General features: G+C 70.0%; 15 protein-coding genes. 8 read left to right on the forward strand and 7 right to left on the reverse strand.

The window, feature by feature from the left end; translation table 11 throughout:
- Positions 1-65: 65 nt before the first annotated feature.
- From ACLBWP_RS13675 to ACLBWP_RS13690, 4 genes are all read right to left on the reverse strand, one after another.
- A complete protein-coding gene (locus tag ACLBWP_RS13675; RefSeq protein WP_447655636.1) occupies positions 66-2,456 on the reverse strand; it encodes a beta-xylosidase/alpha-l-arabinosidase in 2,391 nt (796 codons plus the stop codon).
- A gap of 149 nt (positions 2,457-2,605) precedes the next feature.
- On the reverse strand, positions 2,606-3,487 hold the full coding sequence (locus ACLBWP_RS13680) for a carbohydrate ABC transporter permease (protein ID WP_243561040.1): 882 nt from the start codon (positions 3,485-3,487) through the stop codon (positions 2,606-2,608).
- Positions 3,484-4,515, reverse strand: a complete 1,032-nt coding sequence (locus tag ACLBWP_RS13685; protein ID WP_447655573.1) for a carbohydrate ABC transporter permease — start codon at positions 4,513-4,515, stop codon at positions 3,484-3,486. The genes ACLBWP_RS13680 and ACLBWP_RS13685 overlap by 4 nt, the downstream gene beginning before the upstream one ends.
- Positions 4,516-4,523: 8 nt before the next feature.
- Positions 4,524-5,819, reverse strand: a complete 1,296-nt coding sequence (locus ACLBWP_RS13690) for an ABC transporter substrate-binding protein (RefSeq protein ID WP_243561042.1) — start codon at positions 5,817-5,819, stop codon at positions 4,524-4,526.
- A 161-nt stretch (positions 5,820-5,980) separates the two neighbouring features.
- Here ACLBWP_RS13690 and ACLBWP_RS13695 point away from each other — a divergent pair, with 161 nt between their 5' ends.
- A complete protein-coding gene (locus tag ACLBWP_RS13695) occupies positions 5,981-7,009 on the forward strand; it encodes a LacI family DNA-binding transcriptional regulator (RefSeq protein WP_447655574.1) in 1,029 nt (342 codons plus the stop codon).
- Between the two features lie 76 nt (positions 7,010-7,085).
- Here the strand turns inward: ACLBWP_RS13695 and ACLBWP_RS13700 are convergent, their stop codons facing one another.
- Positions 7,086-8,057, reverse strand: coding sequence for an AraC family transcriptional regulator (locus ACLBWP_RS13700; RefSeq protein WP_447655575.1), 972 nt, complete (start codon positions 8,055-8,057; stop codon positions 7,086-7,088).
- Positions 8,058-8,176: 119 nt separating this feature from the next.
- Between ACLBWP_RS13700 and ACLBWP_RS13705 the strand changes: the two genes are divergently transcribed.
- Together ACLBWP_RS13705 and ACLBWP_RS13710 are read left to right on the forward strand one after the other, a co-directional pair.
- Complete coding sequence (locus ACLBWP_RS13705; protein WP_447655576.1) at positions 8,177-8,635, forward strand: MarR family winged helix-turn-helix transcriptional regulator; 459 nt, start codon at positions 8,177-8,179, stop codon at positions 8,633-8,635.
- A gap of 154 nt (positions 8,636-8,789) precedes the next feature.
- A complete protein-coding gene (locus tag ACLBWP_RS13710) occupies positions 8,790-8,939 on the forward strand; it encodes a hypothetical protein (RefSeq protein WP_447655577.1) in 150 nt (49 codons plus the stop codon).
- 61 nt (positions 8,940-9,000) lie between these two features.
- Here the strand turns inward: ACLBWP_RS13710 and ACLBWP_RS13715 are convergent, their stop codons facing one another.
- Positions 9,001-10,017, reverse strand: a complete 1,017-nt coding sequence (locus tag ACLBWP_RS13715; RefSeq protein ID WP_447655578.1) for a LacI family DNA-binding transcriptional regulator — start codon at positions 10,015-10,017, stop codon at positions 9,001-9,003.
- 155 nt (positions 10,018-10,172) lie between these two features.
- Here ACLBWP_RS13715 and ACLBWP_RS13720 point away from each other — a divergent pair, with 155 nt between their 5' ends.
- The 5 genes from ACLBWP_RS13720 (at position 10,173) to ACLBWP_RS13740 (ending at position 15,354) form a co-directional block, all read left to right on the forward strand.
- Positions 10,173-11,408 carry a sugar ABC transporter substrate-binding protein gene (locus ACLBWP_RS13720; RefSeq protein ID WP_447655579.1) on the forward strand — a complete coding sequence of 412 codons (1,236 nt, stop codon included), beginning with the start codon at positions 10,173-10,175 and terminating at the stop codon, positions 11,406-11,408.
- A 104-nt stretch (positions 11,409-11,512) separates the two neighbouring features.
- Complete coding sequence (locus ACLBWP_RS13725; protein WP_447655637.1) at positions 11,513-12,418, forward strand: carbohydrate ABC transporter permease; 906 nt, start codon at positions 11,513-11,515, stop codon at positions 12,416-12,418.
- A complete protein-coding gene (locus tag ACLBWP_RS13730) occupies positions 12,415-13,305 on the forward strand; it encodes a carbohydrate ABC transporter permease (RefSeq protein WP_243564165.1) in 891 nt (296 codons plus the stop codon). Before ACLBWP_RS13725 ends, ACLBWP_RS13730 begins: the two co-directional genes overlap by 4 nt.
- Before the next feature lie 100 nt (positions 13,306-13,405).
- A complete protein-coding gene (locus ACLBWP_RS13735; protein WP_447655580.1) occupies positions 13,406-14,254 on the forward strand; it encodes a ThuA domain-containing protein in 849 nt (282 codons plus the stop codon).
- Positions 14,251-15,354, forward strand: a complete 1,104-nt coding sequence (locus tag ACLBWP_RS13740; protein ID WP_447655581.1) for a Gfo/Idh/MocA family protein — start codon at positions 14,251-14,253, stop codon at positions 15,352-15,354. Before ACLBWP_RS13735 ends, ACLBWP_RS13740 begins: the two co-directional genes overlap by 4 nt.
- A 262-nt stretch (positions 15,355-15,616) precedes the next feature.
- On the opposite strand, the gene ACLBWP_RS13745 is transcribed toward ACLBWP_RS13740, so the two are convergent.
- On the reverse strand, positions 15,617-16,081 hold the full coding sequence (locus tag ACLBWP_RS13745) for a MarR family winged helix-turn-helix transcriptional regulator (RefSeq protein WP_447655582.1): 465 nt from the start codon (positions 16,079-16,081) through the stop codon (positions 15,617-15,619).
- Positions 16,082-16,236 lie beyond the last annotated feature (155 nt).

The raw sequence follows: 16,236 nt of genomic DNA on the forward strand, positions 1-16,236 counted from the left end.
CGGACCACCAAACGGACGGGAGGCCCGGTGCCAGCTGGCACCGGGCCTCCCGTCCGCAGCGTGGCTCAGTCCACCGTCCAGGTGACCAGCCGGGGGTCGGCGACGCCGACCTCGTGCACGGGGCCGGTCACCCGCACGGTCGCACGCTCCGTGGCGGAGCCGGGCACGGGCTCGGCAGCCGCGCCACCGGGGACCGCGACGATGCCGCCGGACTCGACCGGGCCTTGCGGCCGCGACGCCGCCGCGTGGGACGCGACCCACACCTGCACGTCTCCGGGCTCGACGACCTTGCGCATCCGCCGGTCGGTGAACGCGAAGCGCTGCACCGGCACGCGGAACCGCATCCGGACGGACTCCCCCGCGGCCACCGCGACCCGGGCGTACCCGAGCAGCTGCGCGACCGGACGGGTGATGCTCGCCGCGACGTCGTGCCCGTACAGCTGCACGATGTCCGCCCCGTCCCGCGCACCGGTGTTCCGCACGGTGACGCTCGCGCTGAACGTGCCGTCCGAGGCGACGGTGTCGTCGACGGTCAGGTCCTCGTACGCGAACGAGGTGTAGCTCAGGCCGAAGCCGAACGGCCGCACCGGGGTGGAGTCGGTCGCGGTGACGTCTGACGGGCCACCGAGCCTCGGGTGCAGGTACGTGTACGGCTGCGCACCGGCGGACCGGGGCAACGAGACGGGCAGCCGGCCCGACGGTGACGCGGCACCGGTGAGCAGGTCGGCGATCGCCAGCCCTCCGCCCTCGCCGGGGAAGAACGCCTGCACGACGGCAGCGGGACGGGTCGGCGCGTCGAGCGCCCAGCCGAGCACGTACGGGCGGCCGGTCAGCAGCACCACCACGGTCGGGGTGCCGGTGGCGACGACGGCCTCGACCAGCTCGCGCTGCACGCCCGGCAGTTCGAGCGACTCGGTGTCGTTGCCCTCGCCGACGGTGCCGCGGCCGAACAGCCCGGCCTGGTCCCCCACCACGACGACGGCGACCTCGGCGGACTCGGCGAGCTGGACGGCTTCGGCGAACCCGGACCGGTCATCGCCCTCGACGGTGCAGCCGAGCGCCGAGGAGACGGCGTCGCCGAGCGTGTCGCGCAGCGCGTCGAGCACGGTCGGGATCGCGAACCCGAGGGGCAGGTCGGGGTGGGTCGCGAGCACGTGGTTCGCGAACGAGTAGCAGCCCTGCAGGGCCTCGGCGCGGTGGGCGTTCGGGCCGATCACCGCGACCGAGCCAGCAGGGCGCACCGTTCCGGCGCCCACACGGTGTCCGTCAGCCGGGCCGGCGCCCGGACCTTGTCCGTCTGCGGGGCCGGCGCCCGTCAGGGGCAGCGTGCCGTCGTTCGACAGCAGCACGAGCGACTCGGCCGCCAGTCGGCGCGCCAGGTCCTGGTGCTCCGGGGTGTCCAGGTCGATGCCGGTCGGGGCGTCGTCCGCGAACACGTCGGGGTCGAGCAGGCCTAGGCGTTCCTTCTGCTGCAGGACCCGCAGTACGGCGCGGTCGACGAGCGTCTCGTCGACGGCCCCGGCACGTACGAGCTCGATCAGCGGCGCGAGGTAGGCGTCCCCGGTCGGCAGCTCGACGTCGATGCCGGCCTCGAGCGCCATCGCGGCGGCCTGGCCCCGGTCGGCCGCGATGCCGTGCATCACCTCGAGGAACGCCACCGAGAAGTAGTCGGCGACGACGGTGCCGTCGAAGCCGAGCCGGTCACGCAGCACCCCGGTCAGCAGGTCGGCGTTCGCCGCGACGGGCACGCCGTCGATCTCGGCGTACGAGTTCATGACGCTCCGGGCGCCGCCGTCGGCCAGGGCCATCTCGAACGGCGACAGGAACACGTCGGCGATCTCGCGCGGTCCGGCGTGGACGGGTGCGTGGTTGCGCCCCGCCTGCGACGCCGAGTACCCCAGGAAGTGCTTCAGCGTCGCGTCGACCCCGGAGCCCTGCAGGCCGCGGACGTAGGCGGTGCCGACGGTGCCCACCAGGTAGGGGTCCTCGCCGATGCACTCGTCGACCCGCCCCCAACGCGGGTCGCGGACCACATCGAGCACGGGCGCCAGACCCTGGTGGACGCCGAGCTGGCGCATCGACCGGCCGATGACGGCCCCGACCTGTTCGACCAGCTCGGGGTCGAACGCCGCACCCCAGGCGAGCGGCGTGGGGAACGTGGCGGCCTTCCACGCGGCCAGGCCGGTCAGGCACTCCTCGTGCACGAGCGCGGGGATCCCCAGGCGGGTCTCGCGCTTGAGTCGGCGCTGCTCGGCCCACAGCCAGGCCGCGCGCTCGTCGGGTTCGACGGGGCGCGTGCCGTACACGCGGGTGAACTGGCCGATGCCGTGCCGGGTGATGTCGGCCAGGGTCGCGCCGTCCTGCGCCGCCGCCATCTCGCCTTGCATCGGCGCGACGACACCGTTCTGGTCGAGCCAGTAGCCGACCAGCTGCGCGGTCTTCTCCTCGAGCGTCATGTCCGCCAGCAGCGCCCCGGCGCGGTCCGGTGCGGTGCCCGTGTCGGACGGGAGGCCCGTCTCGGCCCCGCCAGGCGCCTGCGGTCCGGCGTCGGTCACGGCGACCGACGTGGCGGACGCGGGGCGGGCCAGGTCGCGGTCGAGCGTGCTCACCCCTTCACCGCCCCGGTCAGACCACCGACGATGCGACGCTGGAACACGGCGAAGAACGCCAGCGCCGGGATCATCGACAGCGACGTGAACGCGAGCACCCGGGCCGTGTCAACCGAGTACTGCGACGAGAACGCCTGCACCCCGAGCGGCAGCGTGTAGGCGGACGCGTCGTTGAGGATGAACAGCGGCAGGATGTAGCTGTTCCAGCTGCCGATGAACGCCAGGATGCCGGTCGTGACCACGCCGGGGAGCGACAGCGGCACGACCATCCGGAAGAAGAACCCGAGTCGGCTCGCGCCGTCGATCGACGCCGCTTCCTCGAGCTCGTCGGGGATCGCCTTGAGGAACGGCACCAGGATGATGACCGTCGTCGGCAGGCCGAACGCGATCTGCGGCAGGATCACGCCCGCCAGGCTGTTCGTCAGACCGAGGTCCTTGACGAGCAGGTACAGCGGGGTGATCGCGACCGTGATCGGGAACATCAGGCCGGCGGCGAACAGCGCGTAGAGCGCACCGCTGCCACGGAACCGGTAGCGGGCGAGCACGAAGCTGACCATCAGCCCGAGCACGACAACACCGACGGTGGTGGTCACGCCCGCGATCAGCGAGTTGCCGAGCTCCTGCCAGAACACGCCGCTCGACAGGACCTCGGCGTAGTTCTGGAAGTTCCACGGTGCCGGCAGACCGGCGGGGCTCGCGGTGATCTGCGCGTTCGTGCGGAACCCGCCCAGGACGATGTAGGCGACGGGGCCGACACAGACCGCGATGAACAGCAGCGCGATGAAGTACGTGCCGAGGTTCCGCTCGCGACGGACCGGTCCGTCGGTCGGCCGGTTCCGGCCGCGCCGTGGGGCGACGATCGATGCGGTGGCGGTCATCGTGTGGCCTTCTCCGTGAGGGCGCCGGCGGTGTCGCGACGCAGGACGAACCGCTGGTAGACGAGTGCGATCACCAGCGAGATGAGGAAGATCACCACGGCGACGGCGTTGCCGTACCCGTAGTTGCCCGAGTTGCGGCCGTTGGCGACCATGTAGGTCGCCATCGTCGAGGTCCCGGCGGTCGAGGCGATGTACTGGCCCCAGATGATGTAGACGAGGTCGAACAGCTGCAGCGAGCCGATGATCGACAGGAACGCCCAGATGCGGATCGTCGGGCCGAGCAGCGGCAGGGTGATGCGCCGCTGGATCTGCCAGTAGCCGGCACCGTCGAGTTGCGCGGCCTCGAACAGTTCCTCGGGGATGCTCTGCAGCCCGGCCAGGAACAGGATGACCGCGAAGCCGATGTACTTCCACGAGATGATCGCCAGCAGCGTCCAGATCGCGATGTCGGGGTTCGACAGCCAGTCGCTGCGGAACGCGCCGAGCCCGACGGCCTGCAGCAGGTCGTTGACCGCGCCGCTGGTCGACAGCATCAGGCTCCACCCGGTGCCGACGATCACCTCGGAGATGACGTACGGCACGAAGATGAGCACGCGGATCAGCCCGCGGCCCTTGATCCGCTGGTTCAGCAGCAGCGCCAGGATGATCGCGATCGGCCCCTGCACCAGCAGCGACCCGATCACGATGAAGGCGTTGTGCGCCAGGACGCCCCGGAAGTCGGGGTCGGTGAAGATGATCTTGTAGTTGTCCAGGCCGACGAAGTCGGTCGGGGTGCCGTACCCCTGCCACTTGTAGAAGCCGTAGTAGGCGGCGAGCACCACCGGCAGGATGACGAACCCGACGAACATGATCGTCGCGGGCCCGGCGAGCAGGGCGATCTCGACCCGCTTGCGCACGTCGGCGACCGGCTTCGTGCGGGGCCGGCCGGCCGGGGCCGACGGCGGTGTGCCGTCGGCCCCGGTCAGGTCCTTCCCCGTGCCGTCCCGCTCACCGGAGCGGGACGGACGGGGGGCGACTGATGTGGCCATGGGTCGGGTCAGCCCTTCGCCGCGGCCTGGTTGACCGTCTTGACGATGTCGGACACGTCACCCTTGCCGGCGAGCAGGTTCACGACGCTGGTGTTGAGCGCGTTGCCGACGTTCTGCCCGTACAGGGTGTCGAGGTAGTTCGACACGAACGGCGCCTTGTTGTACGACTCGAGCACGGTCTTCAGGTAGGGCTCGGTCACGACGGACTGCGCGGACTGGTTGGCCGGGATCGCGTTGAACGCCTTGTAGTACGCCTCTTGCACGGGCTTCTCGGTCATGTAGTTGAGGAACGCCGTGCACTCCTTCTTCGGGGCCTTCGCCGAGCACGAGTACCCGTCGACCGCGCCCATCATCGAACCAGGCGCGCCCTTGCCGCCGGAGACCTCCGGGAAGGGGAAGAAGCCGAGGTCGGACAGCGGCTTGCCGTCCGGGGTCAGCGACGAGATCACGCCCGGGTCCCACGCCCCCATGAGCTCCATCGCGGCCTTGTGGTTCGCGACCAGGCCCGCCGAGCTGCCGGCACCCTGCTGGGCAGCGGTGGTCAGGTAGCCGTCGTTGAAGGGCTTCGTGGCGAAGAAGTCCTTGGTGTTCTCGCCCGCGGTCTTCCAGCAGCTGTCGGTGAACTTCAGGTCCTTCGCGGCACCGTTGAGCACCTTCTCGCTGCAGGCACGCAGTGCGAAGTTGTAGTACCAGTGCGCCGCGGGCCAGGCGTCCTTGGCGCCGACGGCGACCGGCTGGATGTTCGCGGCCTTGAGCTTGTCGATGTCGGCGTTCAGCTCGTCCATCGTGGTGGGCGTGCCCTGGATGCCGGCCTGCTTGAACAGGTCCTGGCTGTACCAGATGCCCTCGGGGTTGACGTCGACCGGCATCGCGTAGGTCTTGCCGTCGAGCTCGTAGCCCTTGAAGGCACCGGCGCTGACCTCGGACTTGGCGTTCGTGCCGATCGAGCTGGTGATGTCCATGAGCTGTCCGGCCTGGGCCATCGCGGCCATCTTGCCGCCGCCGCGCTGCAGGAACACGTCGGGGGCGGAGCCGGAGTTGAGCGCGGTCTGCAGCTTGCCGTCCAGGTCCTCGTTCTGGATGGCCTGGATCTTGATCGTGACGTTCGGGTTGTCCTTCTCGAACGCCTTGACCGTCGATGCCCAGAAGGCCTTGCCGGGCCCGGTGGTCGAGTTGTGCCAGAAGGTCATCGTGACCTTCCCGTTGCTGTCCGCAGCGTTGCCGCCGGCGGAACAGCCCGCTGCGGTGAGTGCGGTGGCCCCGATCAGCGCGATGGCTGCAGCGGCCCGGATCTTCCTCGTCATCGTGGAACTCCTCGGTGTCGTCGTCGTTGACAAGCGCGACATCGAGTGTCGCTGCGGAGAGCGTGCCAGGTGCTCGGGCCGCTTGTCAATCGATATCGATAACGTTATCTAAACGGCGTCGTGACATCGTGATCTGGCTGATCCGGCGGTACGGTGAGCACATGGAGACCGCCGCGGGCGCGCAGCCGGGGCCCGGACGGGTCACGATCGGCGACGTCGCGCGGGCGGCCGGGGTCTCGATCCCGACCGTGTCCAAGGTGATCAACAACCGCGACGGGGTCGCCTCGGCCACCATGCTGCGGGTGCAGGAGGTCGTGGAACGCCTGGGCTACGAGACCTCGCTGGTCGCACGCAGCCTGCGGAGCACCCGGACGAACGTGATCGGGATCCTGGTCCCCGAGTTCGAGCCCTTCTCGACCGAGCTGCTGCGCGGCGTCTCGACGGCGGCGACCGGCACCGGCTACGAGCTGCTGGCGTACGCCGGGCTCGTCACGGGTGCCAGCCAACCCGGGTGGGAGCGCCGGTCGCTCTCGCGCCTGTCCGGCACGCTCATCGACGGCGCCATCGTCGTCACACCGACCACCGCGCTGTCGAGTTCGTCGATCCCCGTCGTCGCGATCGACCCGCACACCGGCCCCGAAGGACACGCCACGGTCGACACCGACAACGCCGGCGGTGCCCGGGACGCCGTCGAGCACCTGGTCGCGCTGGGCCACACCCGGATCGCCCACATCCACGGCCGCGCCGACCTGGCGAGCGCCCAGCTGCGCGAGGCCGGGTACCGGCAGGCCCTGGCCGCCGCCGGCATCCCCGTGGACGAGGACCTGGTGCGGGCCGGCGACTACCAGGAGGACCAGGCCACCGCGGTCGCGCGCCAGCTGCTGACGATCCCCGACCGGCCGACCGCGGTGTTCGCCGCGAACGACTCGTCGGCGTTCGGCGTGCTGCACGCCGCGGCGCTGCTGGGTCTGCGGGTTCCCGAGGACCTGTCCGTCATCGGCTTCGACGACGTCCCGCAGGCGTCGACCACCACGCCGCCCCTGACCACGGTGGCCCAGCCGCTCGCCGAACTCGGCGCCGCCGCGGTCGACATGCTGCTCGCGATGCTCCGTGGCGAGCCCGGTCCAGACCACGTGCGGATGACCACCGAGCTGCGCGTCCGACGCAGCACCGGCCCCGCTCCGGCCTGACCCCCGGTCCGGCCTGACCCCCGGGCCGGCACGCAGCACGCGCCACTGGCGCGCGATGCGCCGGGCGCCGCACGCGTCAGCGGCGGAGCGTCTGCTTCGGGTACTCGCCGAACCGGTCGAGGTACACGGCCGAGAACCGTCCCAGGTGCGCGAAGCCCCAGCGCCGGGCGACGTCCCCCACGGTGACGTCCTGCGGGTCGAGCTCGAGCAACTCCTGGCGCACCCGGTCGAGCCGGACCTCGCGCACGTAGGTCAGCGGCGAGACACCGAGCACCCGGGCGAAGCTCTCCTGCACGCTCCGCACGCTCAGGCCTGACACCGCGGACAGCTCGGCGACCGACACGGGCTCGCGGACGTGGGCGTGCACGTGCTCGACCATGACCCGGACTCGCGCGTTCCTCGGCAGGGACAGCGCCGCGGGCAGTGCGTCGACGTGCGGCGGGAACACCCCCAGGAACGCCTCGACCACGTTGCGTTTCGCGTCGGCCCAGGTCGACGACTCGACCCCGTCGCGGAGCGCGCGGGAGAGCGCGCCGAGGGCGTCCTGCCACCGGTTGCGAGCGAGCTCGTCGCTGCATCGGGGCTGGTCGAACCGCAGCGGCCCCGCACCGAGGTCCGAGCGCTCCCCGGCCACCCGGCGCACCAGGTCCCGGTGCAGGTACACCAGCCGCTGGTCGTGGTCGGTGGCCACGAAGACGAACTCCTGATCGGTCGGGTACAGCGTGGGCTCGTCCGGGCGCAGGTCGATCCGTTCCCCGTCGACGTCGACGGCGGCCGACCCGCTCGTGATCCACTGCACGACGTAGTGCTCGGCGGGGCGGATCACGCCGCGCAGGAACCCGGTCGCGCGGGACCGACGGACCGTCACCTCACTGTCACCCACGGCCGTGTACCGGTACGAGAACGCAGCGTCGGTCCGTCGCGCGGACCACTGCTTGCCCGCGTCCACGACCGCCAGGTCACGGACAGCTGCTTCGGGATCACGCCCGGCCACCTCGAACCGGATCAGGTCCGGAACGCCCGAACCACCGAGGTCGAGGTCGCTCACGCCGCGCTCCGGCGCACCGACATCCGATGTACGCGCACGTCCTCGCTATCTGGATACGCTGGTCGGGCGTGCCCGGTGTGACGTGTCGCCCGGTCGCTCGACCCGGAGGAGGTGATCGTGTGCCCGTCAGTGACGCCGAGCTCGACCTGGATGCAGCGATCACCCGCCTTGATGCTGCGATGGCGTCGCTCCGGAACCGTCTGCGCGACCACATGGGCGTCGCCGGCATCGAGCTGAGCGTCGTGCAGTTCGTCTCGCGTGCCGAGTCCGGCGGCCGCTCCGTCCGCGTGAAGGACCTGTCCTCGCACCTCGGCATCACCGGCCCTGCCGTGACGAACGCCGTCGATCGACTCGAGCGCGCCGGTCACCTGCAACGCAAGCCGAACCCCGACGACGGACGCAGCCGGCTCATCGAACTGACCGACGCCAGCCGCGCGGAGTACCACGCCGCGATGGACAGCACGAACGAACACCTGCACGAGCTGATGTCCTCCTTCTCGGATCGCGACAAGGCCCGGTTCGTCCGGATCATCGACCGCGTCATCGACGCACTCGACGGCGGAGCCCCCGGCCTCTGAGGCAGATTATTGTGCCGCGGCGACCGCACCGAACGATTGTCCACGGAGCGCAACCAGGTAATTCTTCTACCTAAATCGGCCCACGTCACCCGCCCCGCCCGTAGCGTCGAACCCGGTGGGGACAACTGGGGCGACATCAGGACGGAGGGCTGCCATGAGCAACTACGACACCGAACCGGGCATCGAACCGGTCCGCATCACGACGTTCCGGCGCTTGCGCCGCAAGTGGAAGTTCGGCGAACAGCCGACCGAGGACCAGACGGTCTTCGACGACCTGTTCACGAAGACCACACGGTCGAACTGACGCGACCGACCGACAGGAGGCGCGGTGCCAGCTGGCACCGCGCCTCCTGTCCGTCTGTGGGTCAGGCGGGGGCGGCGGCCGTCGACTCGGCCTCGCGCAGCTCGCAGGGCAGCAGGAAGTGCGGCAGCTCGACCGAGGTGCCGTCGAGCTGGTCGATCAGGGCGTCGGCGGCACGGATGCCGAGCTCGCGACCGGGTGAGTTCATGGTCGAGAGCCGCGGGTGGTGCTGGTCGCCCGTGGCGGACGACGACGCGATGCTCAGCACGGACACGTCCTCGGGCACGCGGCGTCCGGCGGCGTACAGCCCGACGAGCAACCCGGCCGTCGAGTCGTCCTTCATGATGAGCACAGCAGTGACGTCGGGGTCGACCTCGAGCAGGTGCTGCGCTGCCCGGCGCCCGCCCTCGCTCCCCTGGTCGGCGTAGACCACCGAGCCGGCGTACCCGTGGTCGGCGATCGAGCGGGCGAAGGTGTCCTGCACGCGCTGGTGCGGTGCGTAGCCGGCCATCGGTGTGCCGTCGAGGTCCTCGAGCACGAGCCCGAAGCGGCGGTGCCCGAGTCCGGCCAGGTGGTCGATGCCCTGCTCGATCGTGGTCTCGAAGTCGATGTCGACGTAGGGCAACCCACTGCTGTCGCGGGTGCGGCCGATCAGGGTGAAGGGGACCTCGAGCTCGGTGAGGACGGCGACGCGGGGGTCGTCCATGCGCACCTCCATCAGGATCACGCCGTCGACCAGGCCACCGGACACCAGGTCGTCCAGGTCGTCACCGGCGGGGTCGACCGGCCAGAGCACCAGGTGGTAGCCACGCTCGGACGCCCGCTCGGCTGCGGCCATGAAGAACTCGGACGTGGTCGGGCTGAACCGGTTGCCGGTCGTCGGGAACAGCAGCGCGATGATGCGGGTGCGCCGACTGGCCAGGGCGCGTGCGACGACGTTGTTGCGGAACTTCAGCTCGCGCATCGCGGCGGTGACCCGCGCCGTGGTCTTCGGGGTGACGTACTTGGTGCCGTTCACCACGAAGGACACCGTGGCGATCGAGACACCGGCACGGTCCGCGACCTGCTGCATCGTGGCCATGGGCTCAGCATAGCGACGAACCGATCCAGAAAAGCGCTTTACAGGTGAAGCGCTTTTCTGTTAGCTTCTCGCCTCAAGAGCACAGCGACGACGATGTCGAACGGCCTCGTCGGCGCGTGTCTGCCCCAAGACCCGCCCAAGAGAAGAGCTCTGCAATGAAGCACAAGTTCACTTCCCCGTCGCGCCGGATGCGTGCGATCGTCGGCGCCGTCGCCGTCGTCGCCACGATCCCGCTGGTCCTGACCGGCTGCTCCGGTTCGGGCACCGCATCGTCGGGCTCCGGCTCGAAGAACCTGACCATCGAGGACTACTACGCGGCCAACTACAACCCGATCTACAAGCAGTGCGCCACGACCGTCGGCGCGAAGCTGACCATCAACCACGTCGCCGGTGCCGGCCTCATCGCCAAGGTGCTGCAGCAGGCATCGTCGAAGACCCTGCCCGACGTGCTCATGCTCGACAACCCCGACGTGCAGCAGATCGCGTCCTCCGGTGCCCTGTCCGACCTCGGCGACTACAAGCTCGACGCGTCGGGTGACGTCCCCGGCGTCAAGGCGGCGAACACCTACAAGGGCAAGCTCTACGGCCTGCAGCCCGCCACCAACTCGATCGCGCTCTACTACAACAAGAAGATGCTCAGCGACGCCGGCATCACCCCGCCCAAGACGTGGGACGAGCTGCAGGCCGCGGCGAAGAAGCTCACCAGCGGTTCGACCTACGGCTTCGCGATGAGCAACATCAACACCTACGAGGGCACCTGGCAGTTCCTGCCCTTCTTCTGGTCGAACGGTGGCAACGAGAAGAACATCGACACCACGAAGGCCACGCAGGCACTCGAGTTCGTGAAGAGCCTGCAGGACGACGGCTCGATGTCGAAGAGCTCGATCAACTGGGCCCAGGCCGACGTCAACAACCAGTTCCTGGCCGGCAAGGCCGCGATGATGATCAACGGCCCGTGGCAGCTGCCGCTCCTGAACGCCAAGAAGAGCCTGGAGTTCGACTCCGTCCCGATCCCGACCCGCACCGGCGACGCCCCGGTCGCGCCCCTGGGTGGCGAGGCGTTCACCGTCCCGCAGACCGGCAACAAGGACACGATGGCGCTCGCCGGCAAGTTCGTCGGCTGCCTGAACAGCACCAAGATGCAGAAGGTCATCGCCGGGACCACCGGCAACGTGCCGACCAACGAGAGCATCGGCGCCGCCTGGGCGACCGACCACCCGCAGGTCGCCTCGTTCGTGACCACGGTGAAGACGGCCCGCGCTCGCACCGGTGAGCTCGGACCAGACTGGCCCAAGGCCGCGACGAAGATCTACACCGCCGTCCAGCTCGCCCTGACCGGCAAGGCCGACCCCGCGGACGCGCTCAAGCAGGCGCAGTCGCAAGAGCAGTAGCACCCGGGGAGCCGGCCACCCGGCCGGCTCCCTCCCGCGTGGAGGAAAGGACCCCCGGCGTGAGCGCCTCGACACAGACACGACCACGGACGACGCTGCCCGTGGTGACACCCCGACCCGGACAGCGACGTGCCCGGTTCCGATCCGGCGTGACCCGATGGCTCTTCGTGGTGCCGGCGGCGATCTTCGTGCTCGTGTTCTTCGGCTACCCCGTGGTCAAGAACATCATCATGTCCTTCCAGGACTACACGACCGCGACCTTCTTCACGGGCGAAGCGCCCTGGGTCGGCCTCGGCAACTACATCCAGGTGTTCCAGAGCGCGGTCTTCACCACCAGCGTCGTGAACACCGCCCTGTTCACCGCCGGCTCGATCATCCTGCAGTTCGTCATCGGGCTCGCGCTGGCGCTGTTCTTCCGGCGGCACTTCCCGCTGTCGGGCTTCCTGCGCGGCCTGCTCCTGCTGCCGTGGCTGCTCCCCCTCATCGCCTCGAGCGCGGTGTGGAAGTGGCTGCTCGACCAGGACAGCGGCGCCCTGAACCAGCTGCTCGGCGTCGTCGGCATCGCCCCGGTGCCGTGGCTGGTCAGCCCGAGCCTGGCGCTCATCGCCGTCATCGGCGTCAACGTCTGGCTCGGCATCCCGTTCAACACGACGATCCTGTACAGCGGGCTGCAGTCCGTGCCGCCCGAGCTCTACGAAGCCGCGTCCCTCGACGGTGCCACCGGGTGGAAGGCCTTCTGGCACATCACCTGGCCGAGCATCCGGAGCGTGGTCAGCGTCGTGATCGTGCTGGGGGTCGTCTACACGCTGAAGGTCGTGGACATCATCCTCGGCCTGACCGGCGGCGGCCCGGCGAACTCGACGCAGACCCTCGCCACGAACGCCTACCACCAGTCGTTCATCAACTTCCAGTTCGGCATCGGAGCCGCGGTCAGCAACGTGCTCATCGTCGTCTCGTTCGTCTTCGCCATGATCTACCTGGCCATCTCACGGAAGGCGGTCGACGAATGAGCGTCGGCATCGCGAACCAGACCGTCACCGCCACCCGTGCGCTCACCACGAAGCGGACGGCCAAGGCCCCCCGCCCGCGCGGCACCGTCAAGGGCATCCCGTTCACGATCCTCGGCTGCCTGTTCCTGGCGATCATGGTGTTCCCCGTCTACTGGATGGTGAACACGAGCCTGCAGGCCACCTCGGGTGCGGCCACCGCGACGTGGTTCCCGTGGAGCCCCACCTTCGCCGGGTACCAGGCGGCGTTCGCCCAGCAGGGGCAGAACTTCGTCACCAGCATGATCATCGGTCTCGGCACCGTGGTGCTGACGCTGGTCATCGCGACCCCGGCGGCCTACGGGCTGGCACGGTTCAAGATGCGCGGCACCGGGATCTTCATGCTGGTGCTCCTCATCACGCAGATGATCCCCGCGATCGTCATCGCGAACGCGCTGTACACGCTGTTCAACAACGTCGGGCTGCTCAACAGCTACATCGGCCTGATCCTGGCCGACAGCGCCGTGCAGGTGCCCTTCGCGATCCTGCTGATGCGCGCGTTCATGGAGTCGATCCCGCCGAGCCTGGTCGAAGCAGCCCTGGTCGACGGCGCCAGCGACTTCCGCGCGTTCGTGTCGATCGTCGTGCCGATCAGCCGCAACGCCATCGTCACCGCAGCGCTGTTCACCTTCCTGGGTGCCTGGGGCGACTTCCTCATCGCACTGACCCTGACGTCGACGACCGCGGTCCGTCCGATCACCCTCGGCATCTACAACTACATCGGCTCGAACGTCACCGACTGGGGGCCCGTCATGGCGACCTCGGTCCTGGCGTCACTGCCCGCCGCCGTCCTGCTGATCTTCGCGCAGAAGTACATCGCAGCCGGCGCCCTCGGCGGCGCGGTCAAGTGACCCGGCACGGCGACGTGACGCGACGCGGTCACGTGACCGGTTCGGCCGAGCAGCACCTCCCATCACCGAACACCCCTGCGGGGGAAGAAAGCCGAACGACATGAGCGACACCACCTCCACCCCGCTGCGCATCACCGTCTGGGGCGAGAACGTCCATGAGCAGGTCGAGCAGCACGTCGCCGAGCGCTACCCCGAGGGCATGCACGGCGCGATCGCGGACGGCATCCGCGAGAACCTGCCCGAGGCCGTCGTCCGCACCGCGACGATGCAGGAGCCCGAGCACGGCCTGACCGACGAGGTCCTGGCGAACACCGACGTCCTGACCTGGTGGGGCCACGCGGCACACGCCGACGTCGACGACGCCGTGGTCGACAGGGTGCACAAGCACGTGCTGTCCGGCATGGGCCTGGTCGTCCTGCACTCGGGCCACTGGTCGAAGATCTTCGGCAAGCTGATGGGCACGACGTGCACCCTCCGCTGGCGCAGCGAACACGACCAGGAACTCGTCTGGACCGTCAACCCGCAGCACCCGATCACCCGCGGCGTCCCGAACCCGATCGTCATCCCCGAGCAGGAGATGTACGGCGAGTACTTCGACGTCCCGACCCCCGACGAGCTCGTCTTCATCTCGGGCTTCACCGGCGGCGAGGTGTTTCGGAGCGGCATGACCTACCGCCGCGGCCTGGGGAAGATCTTCTACTTCTCGCCCGGTGACCAGGACTTCCCCGTGTACCACCACAAGGACGTCCGCCGCGTGATCGCGAACGCCACCGAGTGGGCCCGCCCCGAGCGCGAGCGCGAGATCCCCACGCTCCGCCGGTACGACCTGGGCGAGTACTTCGACGGCCAGCACTACCGCGGCCCGTTCGACGACGCCCCGGTCGAGTCGGTCGACGAGCACGCGCACGAGCAGCAGGCGGCCCCGGCCCCCGAGGGGGCCCAGGCATGACGCTCCGGGTGGTCCAGGTCGGCGCGGGCGGGATGGGCCGCGCCTGGCTCAGCACCGTCGCCGCCGACCCGGACGTCGAACTGGTCGGCATCGTCGACCTGGACCTCGACGTCGCCCGCGCCGGTGCCGAACTGGCCGGCGACGCGTCGATCCCCGTCGGACGGAGCCTGACCGAACTGGCTGCCGAGACGGGTGCCCAGGCGGTGCTCGACATCACCGTGCCGGTCGCCCACCACCCGATCACGATGGAGGCCCTGCACGCCGGCCTGCCCGTCCTCGGCGAGAAGCCCGCGGCGCAGACCGTCGCCGAGGCCCTGTCGCTCGCCGCGGCAGCCGAGGCCACCGGGCAGCTGTTCATGGTGTCGCAGTCCCGTCGGTACAACGACCACCTGGTCGCGTTCCGGCAGCACCTGCGCGGCCTGGGCACCATCGGCACGCTGAGCACCCGGTTCGCGAAGGCCCCGCACTTCGGCGGCTTCCGCGAGGAGATGGACGACGTCCTGCTGCTCGACATGGCGATCCACCCGTTCGACTCCGCCCGGTACCTGCTCGAACGCGACCCGGTGTCGGTCTACTGCGAGTCGTACAACCCGTCGTGGTCCTGGTACCGCGGCGACGCGGCGGCCGCTGCGGTGTTCACGTTCGAGGACGACATCCGCTACGTCTACGACGGCTCGTGGTGCGCCCCGGGTGCCGAGACGTCGTGGAACGGCGACTGGCGCGCATCGGGTGCGGACGGCGCAGCACTGTGGGACGGCGACCACGACCCGACGAGCGACCTCGACGGAACACCCGGCTCCCCCGGGTCCGCCCCGAGCGTCGGCACCGAGATCGCGGGCGCACTGGCCTCGTTCGTCCGCGCGCTCGGGTCCGGCACGACGCCCGACGGTGAGGTGCACGGCAACGTCATGAGCCTGGCGATGGTCGAGGCCGCGATCGCCTCGACCCGCACCGGGCAGCGCATCGTGATCGACGAGGTGCTCGAGCAGGCGCACGCCACCGCACTGCAGGACGAGCGGGACGACGCGGCCCGCGAGCGTCTGGCTGCCTGGGGTTCGGTCCGGAACGCACTGTCCACGTCGGTCGCGACCGCGGGCTAGCGCCGCAACCGCGGGGCGGACGGGAGGCTCGGTGCCAGCTGGCACCGGGCCTCCCGTCCGTCACGGCGCGCGCATCCGCGCACGGTGCCGATGTCGGCACCGTGCCGACTTGGCGGCCGGTGCGATCTCGTCCGCCCGGTGCGAGCCTGATTCCGCGCACGGCCCGATCAACCCGGCACCGAGCCGCAACCTCGCACCGTGCTCGCCCGAGGCAGGCGGCACGCAGCACAGCAACCTCGCACCGTGCTCGCCGGCGCCGGCGTCAGCGCCGCCGCACCGCCGCCCGCAACACGTCGTCGGCGCGGTCGTTCAACCGGCCGAGCAGCACGGCCAGCGCACGCAGGTCGTCGTCCGCGAACTCCCCCACGATGTCGTCGAAGGTCTCGTCCCCGTGCACGTCGAGCTGGTCGAGCAGGCTGCGCCCCGCAGGAGCGAGCTCGAGCAGGCTGGCGCGACCGTCCTCGGGGTCGGGCGTCGTGCCGAGGTGCCCAGCGCTCACGAGTGACGCCACACGACGGCTGACGACCGGCCGGGACAGCCCGGTCAGCTCGGCGACCGTCGTGGCCCGAACGGGACCGAGGCGCTCGACGGCCCGCAGGATCACCCGCGCGGTGGGGTCGAGTCCACCGCGGTCCTCGATCAGCACCGACCGCAGGGCCTGCCGGACCCAGAGCCGGTCGAGCTGCTGTCGGAGTGCTCGCTCGGAGTCGGCGCGGTCCTCGGTCACACCGCAAGCCTACGGTGACCATTTAGTTGCTTGCTGGAAGCACATGGTGTAACTTTGCAGTCACTGCAAGGTCGAGTACCGGTGTCGCCGCCCACCCCACGGGTCTGCGCCTCGACACGTCCGGTCTCCCGCGCAGCCTCCAGAACCGCTCGAAC

The organism is Microbacterium sp. M1A1_1b (assembly GCF_053345565.1).

Bases quoted from the DNA above. Each gene is read 5' to 3' on its own strand.
- ACLBWP_RS13675 (WP_447655636.1), bottom strand. From the start codon at position 2,456: ATGACGCTCGAGGAGAAGACCGCGCAGCTGGTCGGCTACTGGCTCGAC.
- ACLBWP_RS13680 (WP_243561040.1), bottom strand. From the start codon at position 3,487: ATGACCGCCACCGCATCGATCGTCGCCCCACGGCGCGGCCGGAACCGG.
- ACLBWP_RS13685 (WP_447655573.1), bottom strand. From the start codon at position 4,515: ATGGCCACATCAGTCGCCCCCCGTCCGTCCCGCTCCGGTGAGCGGGAC.
- ACLBWP_RS13690 (WP_243561042.1), bottom strand. From the start codon at position 5,819: ATGACGAGGAAGATCCGGGCCGCTGCAGCCATCGCGCTGATCGGGGCC.
- ACLBWP_RS13695 (WP_447655574.1), top strand. From the start codon at position 5,981: ATGGAGACCGCCGCGGGCGCGCAGCCGGGGCCCGGACGGGTCACGATC.
- ACLBWP_RS13710 (WP_447655577.1), top strand. From the start codon at position 8,790: ATGAGCAACTACGACACCGAACCGGGCATCGAACCGGTCCGCATCACG.
- ACLBWP_RS13715 (WP_447655578.1), bottom strand. From the start codon at position 10,017: ATGGCCACGATGCAGCAGGTCGCGGACCGTGCCGGTGTCTCGATCGCC.
- ACLBWP_RS13720 (WP_447655579.1), top strand. From the start codon at position 10,173: ATGAAGCACAAGTTCACTTCCCCGTCGCGCCGGATGCGTGCGATCGTC.
- ACLBWP_RS13730 (WP_243564165.1), top strand. From the start codon at position 12,415: ATGAGCGTCGGCATCGCGAACCAGACCGTCACCGCCACCCGTGCGCTC.
- ACLBWP_RS13735 (WP_447655580.1), top strand. From the start codon at position 13,406: ATGAGCGACACCACCTCCACCCCGCTGCGCATCACCGTCTGGGGCGAG.
- ACLBWP_RS13740 (WP_447655581.1), top strand. From the start codon at position 14,251: ATGACGCTCCGGGTGGTCCAGGTCGGCGCGGGCGGGATGGGCCGCGCC.